This is a genomic window from Kitasatospora indigofera (assembly GCF_014655955.1).
Classification (GTDB): domain Bacteria; phylum Actinomycetota; class Actinomycetes; order Streptomycetales; family Streptomycetaceae; genus Kitasatospora; species Kitasatospora indigofera.
In genome coordinates, this window is the sequence record NZ_BNBO01000076.1 from 22568 (window position 1) to 38010 (window position 15443).

Annotated in this window: 12 protein-coding genes and 1 pseudogene; 8 read left to right on the plus strand and 5 right to left on the minus strand. The window is 73.3% G+C overall.

What is annotated here, in order from left to right; genetic code table 11:
- Positions 1 to 148: 148 nt before the first annotated feature.
- Both IE329_RS36520 and IE329_RS36525 read left to right on the plus strand, forming a co-directional pair.
- Positions 149 to 1090 (plus strand): ABC transporter ATP-binding protein, encoded by a 942-nt coding sequence (locus IE329_RS36520; RefSeq protein WP_190215355.1) that lies wholly within the window; start codon positions 149 to 151, stop codon positions 1088 to 1090.
- A 104-nt stretch (positions 1091 to 1194) separates the two neighbouring features.
- Entirely contained in the window at positions 1195 to 1929 is a 735-nt protein-coding gene (locus tag IE329_RS36525) for an ABC transporter permease (RefSeq protein ID WP_190215366.1), read from the plus strand.
- 226 nt (positions 1930 to 2155) lie between these two features.
- Here IE329_RS36525 and IE329_RS36530 read toward each other — a convergent pair whose 3' ends face one another.
- Positions 2156 to 2851, minus strand: a complete 696-nt coding sequence (locus tag IE329_RS36530) for an LAETG motif-containing sortase-dependent surface protein (RefSeq protein ID WP_190215356.1) — start codon at positions 2849 to 2851, stop codon at positions 2156 to 2158.
- A 407-nt stretch (positions 2852 to 3258) separates the two neighbouring features.
- Positions 3259 to 4557 carry a choice-of-anchor A family protein gene (locus IE329_RS36535; protein ID WP_190215357.1) on the minus strand — a complete coding sequence of 433 codons (1299 nt, stop codon included), beginning with the start codon at positions 4555 to 4557 and terminating at the stop codon, positions 3259 to 3261.
- A gap of 236 nt (positions 4558 to 4793) precedes the next feature.
- Here IE329_RS36535 and IE329_RS36540 point away from each other — a divergent pair, with 236 nt between their 5' ends.
- Positions 4794 to 5768, plus strand: a complete 975-nt coding sequence (locus tag IE329_RS36540; protein ID WP_229928047.1) for a COX15/CtaA family protein — start codon at positions 4794 to 4796, stop codon at positions 5766 to 5768.
- Positions 5769 to 5808: 40 nt separating this feature from the next.
- Here the strand turns inward: IE329_RS36540 and IE329_RS36545 are convergent, their stop codons facing one another.
- From IE329_RS36545 to IE329_RS36555, 3 genes are all read right to left on the minus strand, one after another.
- A complete protein-coding gene (locus IE329_RS36545; RefSeq protein WP_190215358.1) occupies positions 5809 to 6147 on the minus strand; it encodes a hypothetical protein in 339 nt (112 codons plus the stop codon).
- Between the two features lie 70 nt (positions 6148 to 6217).
- Positions 6218 to 6733 (minus strand): GNAT family N-acetyltransferase, encoded by a 516-nt coding sequence (locus IE329_RS36550; protein WP_190215359.1) that lies wholly within the window; start codon positions 6731 to 6733, stop codon positions 6218 to 6220.
- Positions 6734 to 6904: 171 nt separating this feature from the next.
- Positions 6905 to 7846 carry a heme o synthase gene (locus tag IE329_RS36555; RefSeq protein WP_229928048.1) on the minus strand — a complete coding sequence of 314 codons (942 nt, stop codon included), beginning with the start codon at positions 7844 to 7846 and terminating at the stop codon, positions 6905 to 6907.
- Between the two features lie 463 nt (positions 7847 to 8309).
- Between IE329_RS36555 and tkt the strand changes: the two genes are divergently transcribed.
- The 5 genes and pseudogenes from tkt (at position 8310) to pgl (ending at position 15231) form a co-directional block, all read left to right on the plus strand.
- Entirely contained in the window at positions 8310 to 10409 is a 2100-nt protein-coding gene (gene tkt / locus IE329_RS36560; protein ID WP_190215361.1) for a transketolase, read from the plus strand.
- A 125-nt stretch (positions 10410 to 10534) separates the two neighbouring features.
- Positions 10535 to 11674 carry a transaldolase gene (gene tal, locus IE329_RS36565; RefSeq protein WP_190215362.1) on the plus strand — a complete coding sequence of 380 codons (1140 nt, stop codon included), beginning with the start codon at positions 10535 to 10537 and terminating at the stop codon, positions 11672 to 11674.
- A gap of 61 nt (positions 11675 to 11735) precedes the next feature.
- A pseudogene (gene zwf / locus IE329_RS36570) lies at positions 11736 to 13292 on the plus strand (glucose-6-phosphate dehydrogenase).
- Positions 13289 to 14452 carry a glucose-6-phosphate dehydrogenase assembly protein OpcA gene (gene opcA / locus IE329_RS36575; RefSeq protein ID WP_190215363.1) on the plus strand — a complete coding sequence of 388 codons (1164 nt, stop codon included), beginning with the start codon at positions 13289 to 13291 and terminating at the stop codon, positions 14450 to 14452. The pseudogene zwf and the gene opcA overlap by 4 nt, the downstream one beginning before the upstream one ends.
- Positions 14449 to 15231, plus strand: coding sequence for a 6-phosphogluconolactonase (pgl, locus tag IE329_RS36580; RefSeq protein WP_268257376.1), 783 nt, complete (start codon positions 14449 to 14451; stop codon positions 15229 to 15231). Before opcA ends, pgl begins: the two co-directional genes overlap by 4 nt.
- Positions 15232 to 15443 lie beyond the last annotated feature (212 nt).

Genomic DNA, 15443 nt, shown 5'->3' on the forward strand with positions numbered 1-15443 from the left:
CAGTGTTGCGTAATTACTTCCGTCAGGACAACCCGTGATCCACGCCTCATGGGTGGCTTCAATCACGCAGGTAAGGCTTACCTGACCTGCGAAAACGATCACCGAGGCCCGTGCGGACGCCGCGTGAAGGCCTCCTAGACTCGCCGGTATGCACGCAGACCCCGACCGTCCACGGCCCGCAGTCGAGATCGCCGGGCTGGTCAAGCGCTACGGCGACAAGACCGCGGTGGACGGCCTCGACCTCGTCGTCGGACGCGGCAGCATCACCGCGGTGCTCGGCCCCAACGGCGCCGGCAAGACCACCACCGTGGAGACCTGCGAGGGCTACCGCCGCCCCGACGCCGGCACCGTCCGCGTCCTCGGCCTCGACCCGGTCACCCAGGGCGCCGAGCTGCGCCCCCGGATCGGCGTGATGCTCCAGTCCGGCGGCGTGTACGCCGGCGCGCGCGCCGTCGAGATGCTCCGGCACACCGCCCGGCTGCACGCCGACCCGCTGGACGTCCCCGCGCTGGTCGAACGCCTCGGCCTCGGCTCCTGCGGCCGCACCGCCTACCGCCGGCTCTCCGGCGGCCAGCAGCAGCGCCTCGCCCTGGCCATGGCCGTGGTCGGCCGCCCCGAACTCGTCTTCCTCGACGAGCCCACCGCCGGCCTCGACCCGCAGGCCCGCCGCGCCACCTGGGACCTCGTCCGCGACCTGCGCCGGGACGGCGTCACCGTGATCGTCACCACCCACCACATGGACGAGGCCGAACAGCTCGCCGACCAGGTCGCCATCGTCGACCACGGCAAGGTCATCGCCACCGGCACCCCCGACGCCCTCTGCCGCGGCGGCGCCGAGGACAGCCTGCGCTTCGACGGCCCCGCCGGCCTCGACCTCGGCGCCCTGCTCAAGGTCCTCCCGGACGGCGCGGCCGTCGCCGAACCCACCCCGGGCTCGTACCGCGTCGAGGCCCCCGTGGACCCCCAGCTGCTCGCCACCGTCACCACCTGGTGCGCGGCCGCCGGCATCCTGCCGGAACGGCTGACGGTGCAACGCCGCAGCCTCGAAGACGTCTTCCTCGACCTGACCGGACGGGACCTCCGCTCGTGACCGACCAGACCGCCCGGCCGCTCCCGACCGACCGCACGCCCCCGGCCGAACGCACCCCCCGGGCCGACCACACCCCCCGGCCCGGCGCCGCGCCCGTCCCCCGGATGCTGCTCGCGCAGACCGCCTTCGAGACGAGGATGCTGCTGCGCAACGGCGAGCAGCTGCTGCTGACGGTGATCATCCCCAGCGTCCTGCTGGTGCTCTTCAGCGCCGTCGACATCGTCGCCGTGGACGGCCCCGGCAAGCGGGTGGACTTCCTCGCCCCCGGCCTGCTGGCCCTCGCCGTGATGTCCACCGCCTTCACCGGCCAGGCCATCGCCACCGGCTTCGAACGCCGCTACGGCGTCCTCAAGCGCCTCGGCGCCAGCCCGCTCCCCCGCTGGGCCCTGCTCACCGCCAAGACCGGCTGCGTGCTGGTCACCGAGGCCCTCCAGGTCGCCCTGCTCAGCGCCATCGCGCTGGCCCTCGGCTGGTCCCCGCACGGGCTCGCCACGCCGCAGGGGGCGCTCGCGGTCGCCGCCCTGCTCGTCCTCGGCACCGCCGCGTTCTCCGGCCTCGGCCTGCTGATGGCCGGCACCCTGCGGGCCGAGGCCACCCTGGCCGCCGCCAACCTGGTCTTCGTCCTGCTGCTGCTGGCCGGCGGCGTGATCGTCCCGCTCTCCAAGTTCCCCGCCGGCGTCCGGCGCGTGCTGGAACTCCTCCCGATCAACGCCCTCTCGGACGGCCTGCGGGCCGTCCTCCAGCACGGCGCCGGCGTGCCCTGGGGCGACCTGGGGATCCTGGGCGTGTGGTCCGTCCTGGGGCTGGCGGCGGCCGCGCGGTTCTTCCGTTGGGAGTAGCCGGACCGGGCAGGACCCGGCGTCAGGCCGCGCACGGGCCCGGGAGGTCGGACACCGGCAGCCCTGACGCGCCGTCGGGCGCCGGGCCGCAACGCGCGCCGTCGGGCCGGTGACCGTACAGGGCCCCGGCGCGCTCCGTCCGGTCACGACGCACCCGCGCCCCGGGCCGGTTCCGGGGGTTTCGGAGACCGGCCCGGGGCGCGGGCGTCGATCGGGGCGGGGCGGGTCAGTGGCGGTTGCCCCGGCGGCGGGAGAGCAGCAGCAGGGCTCCGCCGACCAGGACGACGGCGCCGCCGGCCGCGGCGACGATCGGGGTGGCGCTGCTGCCACCGGTCTGGGCCAGGGCCGGGGTGGTGCTCGCGGCCTTCACCGTGGCGGGGGCGCTGGTGGCCGGCGCGCCGGTGGTCGGGGCCGCGGAGGTGGTGGTGCTGGTGGGGGCGACGGTGGCCGAGGCCGAGGTGCTGGGCGTCGCGGTGGCGGTGCGGGTGGGGGTCGGCGAGGTGGTGGGGGTCGGCGAGGTGCCGGGGGTGGTGGGGGTCGGGGACGGCGACGGGGTGGCGCAGACCGCGATGGTCTTGGTCTCCGTCACGTTCCACTTGGGGTTCTTGGGCTGTTCCGTGGTGGTGACGACCAGGGTGGCCGTGACCGGGGCGCTGTGCGCCTTGACGGTGAAGCTCTGGTGGTAACCGCTGCCGAACTGCTGCTGGTCCACCACCTTCTCGCCGTCGATGGTCAGGCTGACCAGGTTCTTGACGTTCTTGCTGCCGCTGTAGTCGGCCAGGTCGACGGTGACCTTGTCGCAGGTCACCGCCCAGGCCGGGGTGTGCGCCGAGGCGCCGGTGGCCAGGACACCGGACAACAGGACGGCGGTGCCGGCGGCTCCGGCGAGCGCCGCGCCGCGAATGCGCACGTGTCGCGCCATTTCGCTCTTCCCTCCGAAGGGGCTTGGGCGGCAGGGGTGTCGAGCACGCCGGGAGCTGCGCCGGGAAGTACGCCGAGAAGCGTTCCGGGGACGGTCCGGGCCTGCCTGCCGCGATGTGCGGGGGACTCTACCGCCCCCGCGGCCGCCTGCCACCCCCGCCGAACGTCCGGATCAGGAATGGCCGTTGGGCACTCCGGTGGTCCCGCGCCCCAGCAGGCCGCCGACCTCCCGGGACGGCTCGGGCGGGGGCGCCGCGGGCCGCCGGCGCCAGGACGGGCGCGGCGGACAGCACGGTGCCCCCGGTGACCGGGAACGGTCACCGGGGGCACCGGTCGGCTCAGGCCCACGGAACTCCAGGCCTTCGGGCCTTCAGGCTTTCGGGCCCGGCGCCGTCAGGCCCGGCTCAGTCAGGACCGGCCGGCCGCCCGACGGCGGCCGGCGACCACGAGGCCGCCGCCGACGGCGAGGACGACCAGGCCGCCGATCGCGATCGGCAGGGCGCCGTTCGCGCCGGTGAGCGCGAGGCCGCCGCCGGTGCTCGGGGTGGCCGAGGGGCTGGCGCTCGCACTCGGGACGGCGCCCGGGGCGGCCGGGGCGCTGCCGGTGGCACTGGGCGAGGGGGCGGGCGTGCCGCCGGTGCCGGGGGTGGCCGCGGGCGAGGTCCCGGCCGGGGTGCCCGGGGTGCCGGGGGTGGCGGGCGCCGAGGCGCTGCCGGTGGGGACGCCCGGGGTGGTCGGGACGACGACCGGGGGCACCTCGGCCGGCAGGCAGCCGGTGAACGGGTAGTGGTGGGTCTCGGCGCCGCCCTTGCCGGTGAGCGACTTGGCGATCACCGAGCCGTTGACCGGGCCGCCGCTGCCGAGGTCGAAGGCGGCGTTCGGGGCGAGCACGCTGCCAGACCACGCGGCGGCGCTGTTCTTGACGACCTTGGTGGCGGTCGGGAAGTTCCAGAGCAGCTTGGCGCGCACCGCGCCGCCCGCGGCGGACTGCAGCTTGTCGTCGAGGACGTAGCCCTTCTTGGCCGCGTCCCAGAGGAAGAACCCGGTGGTGCCGGCGGCGGCCATGTCGTAGCTGTCGCCGGTGACGTTGACGACGGTCGAGGCGCCGGCCGGGACGTTCAGGTACACCTCCTTGGCGGCCTGGAGGGTCGCGGCGGCGACGGTGAAGGTGTTGAGCCGGGCGTCGGTGCCGGTGAGGGTCAGCCTGGTCCCGGAGCTCTCGGCCTTGGCGCCTGCCGTGGCGGGCGCGGCCGCGAGGGCGGTGGAGGCGGCGCGCAGCTTGCCGAACTCGGCGGCGAAGTCGATCGGGGAGGCGCCCTTGACGACCTTGCCCTGGTGGGCGTCTGCGACGCCGGTCAGCTTGCCGCCGTAGACGCCGTTGCCCTTCATCACCTGGGTGTTGGTGCCGGTCAGGTTGCCGGCGACGACCAGGGCGTTGCCGCCGGGGAGGGCGGCCACCTGCTCGGCGGTCAGCTCCTGGCCGACGGTGAAGCCGCCGGTGAAGTCGGCGTTGCCGCCGATCGCGACGGCGCCCTCGGCGTCCGGGGTGTGGGTGTCGTCGCCCTCGACGAACTCGCCGTAGAGGTTGGCGACGCCGAGGCTCTGGCACTGCCGGCCGGGCTCGGTCGCGTGGGAGGCCGGCGCGAGGAGGGCGCCCAGGGCCAGGGAGCCGCCGAGGGCGAGGGCGGCGGGTACGGATATGCGCATGTGCAGGATCTCCGCGGTAGGTGCGGGGTGGGAGAGGTCCACAGGTATGGACCAATCGCACTCTTCCGGCCGAGCTGGCGAATGGTCAAGACCTTTGCCCCGCAGTGGTAGAGACCTGTGATCGTAATACCGACAAAACGCCCATTCGTGATCACGCACGCGAAGCGCCGCGCGCCACGGCCCGCCCCCGGCGGCCCCGCCCGAAGATCGCCAACCGTCCAATCTAGGATGAATCCGTGCGTACCCCTTCCTCCCTCCTCGCCGAACGCTGGCAGCCCTCCGCCGTCGTGGTACGGCGGGCCGCCCTCGCCGCGCTGGTGATGAGCATCGTGATCGTGGTCACCGGCGGCGCCGTCCGGCTCAGCGCCTCCGGCCTCGGCTGCACCACCTGGCCGCGCTGCACGGGCGAGAGCCTGACCCCGACGCCCGAGATGGGCCTGCACGGGATCATCGAGTTCACCAACCGGATGCTGACCTACGTGCTGTGCGCGGCGGTCGGCTGGGCGATCCTGGCGGCGCGCTGCGCCGCCCCCTGGCGCCGCGGCCTCACCCGGCTCGGCTGGGCCCAGTTCTGGCTGGTGATGAGCAACGCCGTGATCGGCGGCATCACCGTGCTGACCGGCCTCAACCCGTACACGGTGGCCGTGCACCTGGTCTCCGCGATGGCGCTGGTCTGGGTCGCGCTGCTGATGTGGGAGCGCTCGAAGGAGGGGGACGGCCCGACCCGGGCCCTGGTCGCCCGGCCGATCGTCCAGCTCTCGTACGTCCTGGTGACGGTGATCGGGCTGCTGGTCGCGGCCGGCACCCTGGTGACCGGCGCGGGCCACCACCCGGGGACGCCGAAGGACAACCGGATGGTGCCGCGGATCCCGCTGGACTACGACCGGCTCGCCCAGGTGCACGCCGACCTGGCGTTCGTCTCGGTCGGCCTGGCGGTCGCGGTGCTCTTCGTGTTCGCCGCCGTGAAGGCGCCGCCGGCCGCCCGGGCCCGGGCCCGCGAGCTGCTCGTGGTGCTGCTGGCGCAGGGCGTGCTCGGGTTCGTCCAGTACTTCACCGACGTGCCGGAGGTCCTGGTCGGGGTGCACATGCTGGGTGCCACGCTGACCTGGATCGCCGTGCTGCGCGTCCCGCTCGCCCTGCGGGTGCGGACGGACGCGCCCGCCGCCGGGCCGGCGCCGGTGCCCGCCCCCACGGCCGCCGCCACCGTCTGAACCGGCGTACGGAACGCCGTACGGAGGGAACGCGGCGGGGTCAGCCGCCGAGCTGGATGCCCGCCATCCGCTTCCACTCGTAGGCGCCGGTCTTCACCCGCAGGCCGAGCTCGCCCTCGAAGCTGTCGTGCACCGTGAGGCCCGCGAGCTCGGCGGCCCGCACGCCGACGGCGTAGGTCGGGGCGACCTGGTCGCCCCAGGCACCGTCGGCACCGACCACGACGATCCGGGTCGCGGTCCGGCCGACGTACTCGACGACGCCCTCGGCGCTGCCGCCGTGCTGGGCGGCGAAGCTGGTGAGGTGCTTGGCGATGCGCTTGGCGCGGCGCTCGGTACGGGCGTCCGTCGCGGCGGGGGTGGCGGTCTCTGCGCTGCTCATGCCCGCATGCTACCGAGCGGTAGGGGAGCTGGCGACGGCAGCGCCGTGTGCGGCGGACCACATCGGCGCGTCAGCCCTGCACCGTGAGGTCGAGGGCCCAGTCGTTGCACCGCATGAAGGTGCCCTTCGGGTACTCGAAGCCGCACTCGTCGAGCAGGGTGAACCCGGCCCGCCGGCAGATCGCGTTGGAGGCCGGGTTGCCCACCGAGGGGAAGGCGTGCAGCTCCCGGTGCCGTCCCTCGGCCCGCACCGCGGCGGTGACGGCCCGCGCGGCGGCCACCGCGATGCCGCGGCCCTGGAAGGCGGGCAGGACGCTCCAGCCGGTCTCGTACACCTTCTCGCCGCGCCAGACCGTCTCCCAGTAGCCGATGCTCCCGGCCGCCGGACCATCGGGGCCCGCCCCCGGCCGGACGGTGAACATCCGCCCGCGGCCGGTGCCCGGCAGGTCCACGTAGCGCCGGTGCCGGGCGAGCAGCTGTTCCTCGGTCTCCGGGCCGCCCAGGTGTTCGGTCATCTCCGGCGAGTTGATCAGCCGCAGCAGCCCGAGGTCCCCCTCGGCCCAGGGTTCCAGCGTCACGTCCTGCATCCGAACCTCCCCTTGGACCGGCGCGCCGTGGCGCCGGGACGGCCACCCAGCATGGCACGGGCGCCGGCGCCGGGGCGGCCGGGGGAAGCCCGGGGAAGCACGTCGCCCCGCCGTCCGGACGGACGGCGGGGCGGTGGTGCTGCGGGTCCCGGGCCGGCCGGGACGGCCGGGCTAGCGGAGGAAGGGGTCGACCGCGATGACCACGAAGAGCAGCGTCAGGTAGGTGATCGACCAGTGGAACAGCCGCATCTCCTTGAGCTTGGCGCCCACCACGCCGGCCTTGGCCCGGGCGTACAGGCCGTGCGCCTCCTTCAGCCAGGCGGCGCCGAGCACCACCGCGGCGACGGGGTAGAGCAGGCTGGTACCGGCGAGCGGCCAGAGCGCCAGCGATACGGCCACCATGACCCAGGAGTAGGCGACGATCTGCTTGGCCACGGCCAGGTTGCCCTTGATCACCGGCAGCATCGGCACGCCGGCCTTGGCGTAGTCGTCCTTGACCTTCATCGACAGCGGCCAGTAGTGCGGCGGGGTCCAGAAGAAGATCACCAGGAAGAGCACCAGCGCGGACCAGGAGACCGAGTTGTCGACGGCGGCCCAGCCGACGAAGACCGGCATGCAGCCGGCGATGCCGCCCCAGACGATGTTCTGGGCCGTCCGCCGCTTCAGCCCGAGCGTGTAGACGAACACGTAGAACAGCAGTGCGGTCAGGGCGAGCGCGGAGGACAGCCAGTTGACCAGCAGTCCGAGCCAGAGCGTCGAGCCGATCGCCAGCGCGATGCCGAAGAGCAGCGCCTCGCGCGGCGAGACCATGCCGGTCACCAGCGGCCGCCGCTCGGTGCGCGACATCACCGCGTCGATGTCCCGGTCGATGTACATGTTGAGGGCGTTGGCGCCGCCGGCCGAGAGGTAGCCGCCGACGACCACCGCGAGCACCAGCAGCGGGTCCGGCACACCGCGCTGCGCCAGGAACATCACCGGCACGGTGGTGATCAGCAGCAGCTCGATGATCCGGGGCTTGGTCAGGGCGACGAACGCGCCGACACGGGCCCCGAACGGCCGGTGCGCATGCGTCGCACCGGTGACCCCGGCGGGGCGGGATTCGACGGCGGTCACTAACACCCCAACTGAAGAAAAATCCTCGCAGGCGTCCACCGGACCAAAGGTGCCGAATTCGTCCGCTCTGCGCGTACCACGCCACCTTAGACGCTCCATATCTCCCGACCGGCCTCGGGGTCCCCCGGCGGGGCGGAACGCACACAGCTGGGTGAACGGGCGGGTGGACGGCCGCCGGCGCGGGCGGTGGCGCTCGCCCGTCCTGCCGCCCGGGGAGGCAGCCGACCAGAAAAGGGACGAGTGTGGACAAAGCCCCTGCCCTCGCGTCCGGGAACAGCGACCCGCGGTAGCGGGTTGACCCAGCACGGAGGGTGAGCCCCGGCCCTAACGGTAGGCTCGCACAGAGAAGCGGGATCTACCCTCCGTGACCGGCACCACCCAAACGTCTGGTCCACAGCGACGTGGCCGACCCGGTCCCCTTCACGGGGTCACTCTTCAATACGGAAGGAGCCCTGAGACTAGGGTGAGCACCACGCCGACGAACGCATTCGAGTGGACCGAGCTGGACGAGCGTACGGTCGACACGGCCCGTGTCCTGGCCATGGACGCAGTACAGAAGGTCGGCAACGGACACCCGGGGACGGCCATGTCGCTGGCCCCCGCGGCGTACCTGATCTTCCAGCGCTTCCTGCGCCACGACCCGACGGACCCGTCCTGGGTGGGACGCGACCGCTTCGTCCTCTCCCCCGGGCACACCAGCCTGACGCTCTACACCCAGCTCTACCTGTCGGGCTACGGCCTGGAGCTGGACGACCTCAAGGCCTTCCGGGTCGCGGGCAGCCGCACCCCGGGCCACCCCGAGCACGGCCACACCGCCGGCGTCGAGACCACCACCGGCCCGCTCGGCCAGGGCATCGCCAACGCGGTCGGCATGGCGATGGCCGCGCGCTACGAGCGCGGGCTGTTCGACCCGGAGGCCGCCGCCGGCAGCTCCCCGTTCGACCACACCATCTGGGCCATCGTCTCCGACGGCGACCTGGAGGAGGGCGTCTCGGCCGAGGCGTCCTCGCTGGCCGGGCACCAGAAGCTGGGCAACCTGGTCGCGCTGTACGACGACAACCACATCTCGATCGAGGGCGACACCGAGACGGCCTTCTCCGAGGACGTGCTGGGGCGCTACGAGGCCTACGGCTGGCACGTCCAGCGGGTCACCCCGAAGGAGAACGGCGACGTCGACGTGGCGGCGCTGGCCGCCGCGCTGGAGGCCGCCAAGGCCGAGACCTCGCGCCCGTCGATGATCGCCATGCGGACGATCATCGCCTGGCCGGCCCCGGACGCGCAGAACACCGCGAAGGCGCACGGCTCCGCGCTCGGCGCCGCCGAGATCGCCGCCACCAAGAAGGTGCTCGGCTTCAACCCCGACGAGACCTTCGAGGTGACCGACGAGGTCATCACCCACGCCCGCGAGGTGGTCACCCGCGGCAAGGCCTTCCGGGCCGAGTGGGAGAAGGGCTTCGCCGCCTGGCGGGCCGGCGACCCGCAGCGCGCCGCCGAGTTCGACCGCATCCAGGCGGGCGAGCTGCCCGAGGGCTGGAAGAAGCAGGTCCCGGTCTTCCCCGCGGGCAAGGACGTCGCCACCCGCAAGGCGAGCGGCGAGACCCTCAAGGCGATCGGCGCGGTCGTCCCGGAACTGTGGGGCGGCTCGGCCGACCTCGCCGAGTCCAACCTCACCACCATCGACGAGGACAGCTCCTTCCTCCCCGAGGGCAACCCGCTGAAGAGCGCCTCGCCCTTCGGCCGGACGATCCACTTCGGCATCCGCGAGCACGCCATGGGCTCGACCATGAACGGCATCGCGCTGCACGGGAAGACCCGCGTGTACGGCGGCACCTTCCTGGTCTTCGCCGACTACATGCGCCCGGCCGTCCGCCTGGCCGCGCTGATGAAGCTGCCGGTCACCTACGTCTGGACGCACGACTCGATCGGCCTCGGCGAGGACGGCCCGACCCACCAGCCGGTGGAGCACCTGGCCTCGCTGCGCGCCATCCCGGGCCTGTCGATCGTCCGCCCGGCCGACGCCAACGAGACGGCCGTCGCCTGGCGCACCGTCATCGAGCGGCAGACCAGCCACCCCGGCCCGGTCGGCCTGGCGCTCACCCGCCAGAACGTCCCGACCTACGACCGCGAGGTCTTCGGCTCCGCCGAGGGCACCGCCAGGGGCGGCTACATCCTGGCCGAGGCCTCCAGCGGCGTGCCGCAGGTGATCCTGCTCGGCACCGGCTCCGAGGTCCAGCTCGCCGTCAAGGCGCGCGAGGTCCTGGAGGCCGAGGGCATCCACACCCGGGTGGTCTCGCTGCCGTCCTTCGAGTGGTTCCAGGAGCAGGACCAGGCCTACCGCGACAGCGTGCTGCCGCCGGACGTCAAGGCCCGGGTCTCGATCGAGGCGGGCATCGCGCAGGGCTGGCGCGAGCTGGTCGGCGACCACGGCCGCATCGTCAGCCTGGAGCACTTCGGCGCCTCGGCCGACTACCAGGTGCTGTTCCAGGAGTTCGGCCTGACCAGCGAGACCGTGGTGGCCGAGGCCCACAACGCACTGCGTTCGCTGGAAGCCGTCAACCGCTAGCAGAGCCGGCGGGCGCCCCGCCGGCGCCCGCCGGCACAGGACGCCGCGTACCCGGCCGCACACCGGGTACGCGGCCCGTCCGACGAACACAAAGACGCAGAAGACCAAGAAGAGGACTGAGCACCATGACTGACGCATTGAAGCGCCTCAGCGACGAAGGCGTGGCGATCTGGCTGGACGACCTCAGCCGCAAGCGGCTGAACACCGGCAACCTGGCCGAGCTGGTCCAGAACAAGCACGTCGTGGGCGTCACCACCAACCCGACCATCTTCCAGAAGGCCATCGGCGGGGGCGACACCTCCTACGACGCCCAGCTGCGCGACCTCGCCGTCCGCAAGGTCACCACGGACGAGGCCGTCCGCATGATCACCACCTCGGACGTCCGCGACGCGGCCGACGTGCTGCGCCCGGTCTACGACGCCAGCAACGGCCGCGACGGCCGGGTCTCCATCGAGGTCGACCCGCGCCTGGCCCACGAGACCGCGGCGACCGTCGCCGAGGCCAAGCAGCTGTGGTGGCTGGTCGACCGCCCCAACGTGCTGATCAAGATCCCCGCCACCAAGGCCGGCCTGCCCGCCATCACCGAGGTCATCGGCAAGGGCATCAGCGTCAACGTCACGCTGATCTTCTCGCTGGAGCGCTACCGCGCCGTGGTGGACGCCTACCTGACCGGCCTGGAGCAGGCCAAGTCCAAGGGCCTGGACCTCTCCGCCATCGAGTCGGTCGCCTCGTTCTTCGTGTCGCGCGTCGACACCGAGATCGACAAGCGCCTCGACAAGGTCGGCGGCGACGCCAAGAACCTGCGCTCCAAGGCCGCGCTGGCCAACGCCCGCCTCGCCTACCAGGCGTACGAGGAGGTCTTCGGCTCGGTCGACGGCTCCACCGCGCCGAGCGCCCGCTGGAAGGCCCTGGAGGCCGCCGGCGCCAACCCGCAGCGCCCGCTGTGGGCCTCGACCGGCGTGAAGGACCCGGCCCTGCCGGACACCCTCTACGTCACCGAGCTGGTCGCCCCCGGCACGGTCAACACCATGCCCGAGGCCACCCTGGAGGCCACCGGCGACCACGGCGTGGTCACCGCCGGCACCATCACCGAGAACTACGCCGACGCCAAGTCCGTGATGGACGCCATCGCCGCCGCCGGGGTCGACTACGACGACGTCGTGCAGGTGCTGGAGGACGAGGGCGTCGAGAAGTTCGAGCAGTCCTGGAACGAGCTGCTCGACACCGTCACCGCCTCGCTGGCCTCCTTCGCCGCCGAGAAGTGATCCCCGCTCACATCGACGCACTGAAAGCGGAGCCAATCAAGTGAGCACTGATTACCCCGAGTTGACACAGGACGCCGAGGCGGGAGACCCCCCACCGGCCCCCGTCAACCCGCTCCGTGACCCCACCGACCGGCGGCTCCCGCGCATCGCGGGGCCGTCCGGCCTGGTCATCTTCGGGGTCACCGGCGACCTGTCCCGCAAGAAGCTCATGCCGGCCATCTACGACCTCGCCAACCGGGGGCTGCTGCCGCCGGGCTTCTCGCTGGTCGGGTTCGCCCGCCGCGAGTGGGAGGACGAGGACTTCGCCAAGGAGGTGCACGACGCGGTCAAGGAGCACGCGCGTACGCCGTTCCGCGAGGAGGTGTGGCAGCAGCTCGCCAAGGGCATGCGCTTCGTCTAGGGCGACTTCGACGACGACGACGCCTTCGACAAGCTGCGCGAGACCATCGAGGACCTCGACAAGGCGCAGGGGACGGGTGGCAACTTCGCCTTCTACCTCTCCGTCCCGCCGAAGTTCTTCCCGCTGGTGGTCCAGCAGCTGAAGAAGCACGGCCTGGCCGACCCGCCGCAGAACTCCTGGCGCCGCGCGGTGATCGAGAAGCCCTTCGGCCACGACCTGGAGAGCGCCCAGGAGCTGAACCGGATCGTCCACGAGGTCTTCCCCCGGGACGAGGTCTTCCGGATCGACCACTACCTGGGCAAGGAGACCGTCCAGAACATCCTGGCGCTCCGCTTCGCCAACACCATGTTCGAGCCGATCTGGAACCGGTCGTACGTCGACCACGTGCAGATCACCATGGCTGAGGACATCGGCATCGGCGGCCGCGCCGGGTACTACGACGGCATCGGCTCGGCCCGCGACGTCATCCAGAACCACCTGCTCCAGCTGATGGCGCTCACCGCCATCGAGGAGCCGGCGTCGTTCCACCCGAAGGCCCTGGTCGCCGAGAAGCTGAAGGTGCTCAGCGCCGTCAAGCTGCCCGAGGACCTCGGCAAGCACACCGTGCGCGGGCAGTACGCGGCCGGCTGGCAGGGCGGCGAGGAGGTCGTCGGGTACCTCGACGAGGACGGCATCAACCCGACCTCCAAGACCGACACCTACGCGGCCATCAAGCTGGAGATCAACAATCGCCGCTGGGCGGGCGTCCCGTTCTACCTGCGCACGGGCAAGCGCCTGGGCCGCCGGGTGACCGAGATCGCGGTGGTCTTCCAGCGGGCGCCGTACCTGCCGTTCGACTCCTACGCCACCGAGGAGCTGGGGCAGAACGCCCTGGTCATCCGGGTGCAGCCGGACGAGGGCGTCACGGTGCGGTTCGGCTCCAAGGTGCCGGGCACCTCCTTCGAGGTGCGGGACGTGACGATGGACTTCGCCTACGGCGAGTCCTTCACCGAGTCCAGCCCGGAGGCGTACGAGCGGCTCATCCTGGACGTGCTGCTGGGCGACGCCAACCTCTTCCCCCGGCACCAGGAGGTCGAGCTCTCCTGGGAGATCCTCGACCCGATCGAGAAGTACTGGGACACCCACGGCAAGCCGGCGCAGTACCCGGCGGGCGGCTGGGGCCCGGTTGAGGCGGACGAGATGCTCGCACGAGACGGCAGGAGCTGGCGCCGGCCATGAAGATCGACCTGACGGACACCACGTCCAGCAAGATCAACGCAGCCCTGATGGACGCCCGGCGGGCCGGCGGCGCCGGCGCGGCCGGGATGGTGCTCACCCTGGTGATCGTGACCGACGAGGGCAGCGCCTACGACGCCCTCAAGGCCGCCAACGACGCCTCCCGCGAGCACCCCTCGCGCACCCTCGCGGTGATCAAGCGCGCCGGCCGCTCGCCCCGGGCCCGCGCCGAGACCCGCCTGGACGCCGAGATCCTGGTCGGCTCCGACGCCGGCTCCGGCGAGACGGTCGTCCTGCGGATGCACGGCGAGCTCGCCGCGCACGCGCAGTCGGTCGTCCTGCCGCTGCTGCTGCCGGACGCCCCGGTGGTGGTCTGGTGGCCGGAGAACTCCCCCGCGCACCCCGCGCAGGACCCGCTGGGCTCCATCGCCCAGCGCCGGATCACCGACGCGGTCACCGCCGAGTCGCCGGTCGGCCAGCTCGCCCAGCGGGCCCAGAGCTACACCCCCGGCGACACCGACCTCGCCTGGACCAGGATCACCGGCTGGCGCTCCATGCTGGCCGCCGCCCTGGACCAGCGCCCGGCGAAGGTCACCGCCGCCGTGGTCGAGGGCGAGTCGTACAACCCGAGCGTCGAGCTGCTCGGCCTCTGGCTGACGACCCGGCTGCACGTCCCGGTGGAGCGGGTCGTCACCGGCGGCCCCGGCATCACCTCGGTGACCCTGCGCACCAAGGACGGCGACATCACCCTCGACCGCCCGGACGGCCTGATGGGCACCCTGTCCATGCCGGGTGCGCCGGACCGCCAGGTGGCGCTCAAGCGGCGCGAGACCTCGGAGCTGATCGCCGAGGAGCTGCGCCGGCTCGACCCGGACGACATCTACGCGACGTCGGTCCGGACGCCCGTCGAGCGGCTGCGCGAGCCGGCCAACGCCGAGACGGCGGCGGCCGACAAGGCCGCCAGGGCGGTCGAGGCGGCCACCGCCGCCCCGGCCCGGGTGACCGTCAAGGTGCCGGCCGAGCCCGCCGAGGGCCCGGCCGCCGCCAAGGCACCGGCGAAGGCGGTGGCCAAGGCTCCCGCGAAGGCCGCGGCCAAGAAGACGGCGACCGGGGTGGCGAAGAAGGCTCCGGCCAAGCGCGCCACCAAGCGGAGCGGCACGTGACCGCCGCCGTCCCGCAGCTGGTGGTCCACCGGGACAAGGAGCTGATGGCCCAGGCCGCGGCGGCCCGGCTGATCACCCGGATCGTCGACGCGCAGTCCGCCCGCGGCACCGCCTCGGTGGTGCTGACGGGCGGGCGCAACGGCAACGCGCTGCTCGCCGCGATCGCCGCCTCCCCCGCGCGGGACGCGGTGGACTGGAAGCACCTGGACCTCTGGTGGGGCGACGAACGCTTCCTCCCCGCCGAGGACGGGGAGCGCAACGCCGTCCAGGCCCGGGCCGAACTGCTGGCCCGGGTCCCGGTCGATCCGGCGCGGGTGCACGAGATGCCGGCCTCGGACGGTGCCGACGGCTCCGACGTGGAGGCGGCCGCCGACCGGTACGCGAAGGAGCTGGCCGCGGCCGCCGAGCCGGGCGACCGGCTGGGCGTCCCGGCCTTCGACGTGCTGCTGCTCGGGGTCGGCCCGGACACCCACGTGGCGTCGCTCTTCCCCGAGCACCCGGGCGTCCGGGAGACCGAGCGGACCGTGATCGGCGTCCGGGGGGCTCCCAAGCCCCCGCCGACCAGGATCTCGCTCACCCTCCCGGCGATCCGGGCCGCCCGCGAGGTCTGGCTGCTCGCGGCGGGCGAGGACAAGGCCGACGCGGTCGCGCTGGCCCTCTCCGGCCCGGGCGAGCTGCAGGCACCCGCCTCCGGCGCGTACGGACGGACCCGGACGCTCTGGCTGCTCGACCGGTCCGCCGCGTCGGCCCTGCCGGCGGAGCTGTACCGGCCCTCCTAGCCCGCCGCCGGCCAGGAGGGGCCCACTCCCGGCCCAGCACCGGGCGGAGGAGGGGACCACTCCCGGCCCAGCACCGGGCGGAGAAGGGGACCACTCCCGGCCCAGCACCGGGCAGGCGGGGGCTCGACGGCCTCGGCCTGGCGTCGGCGCCGCGGTACGGAGGCGACGTAGGACGGTACGGCCGGAGGGGGCGGGCGCCGCGGCGCCCGCCC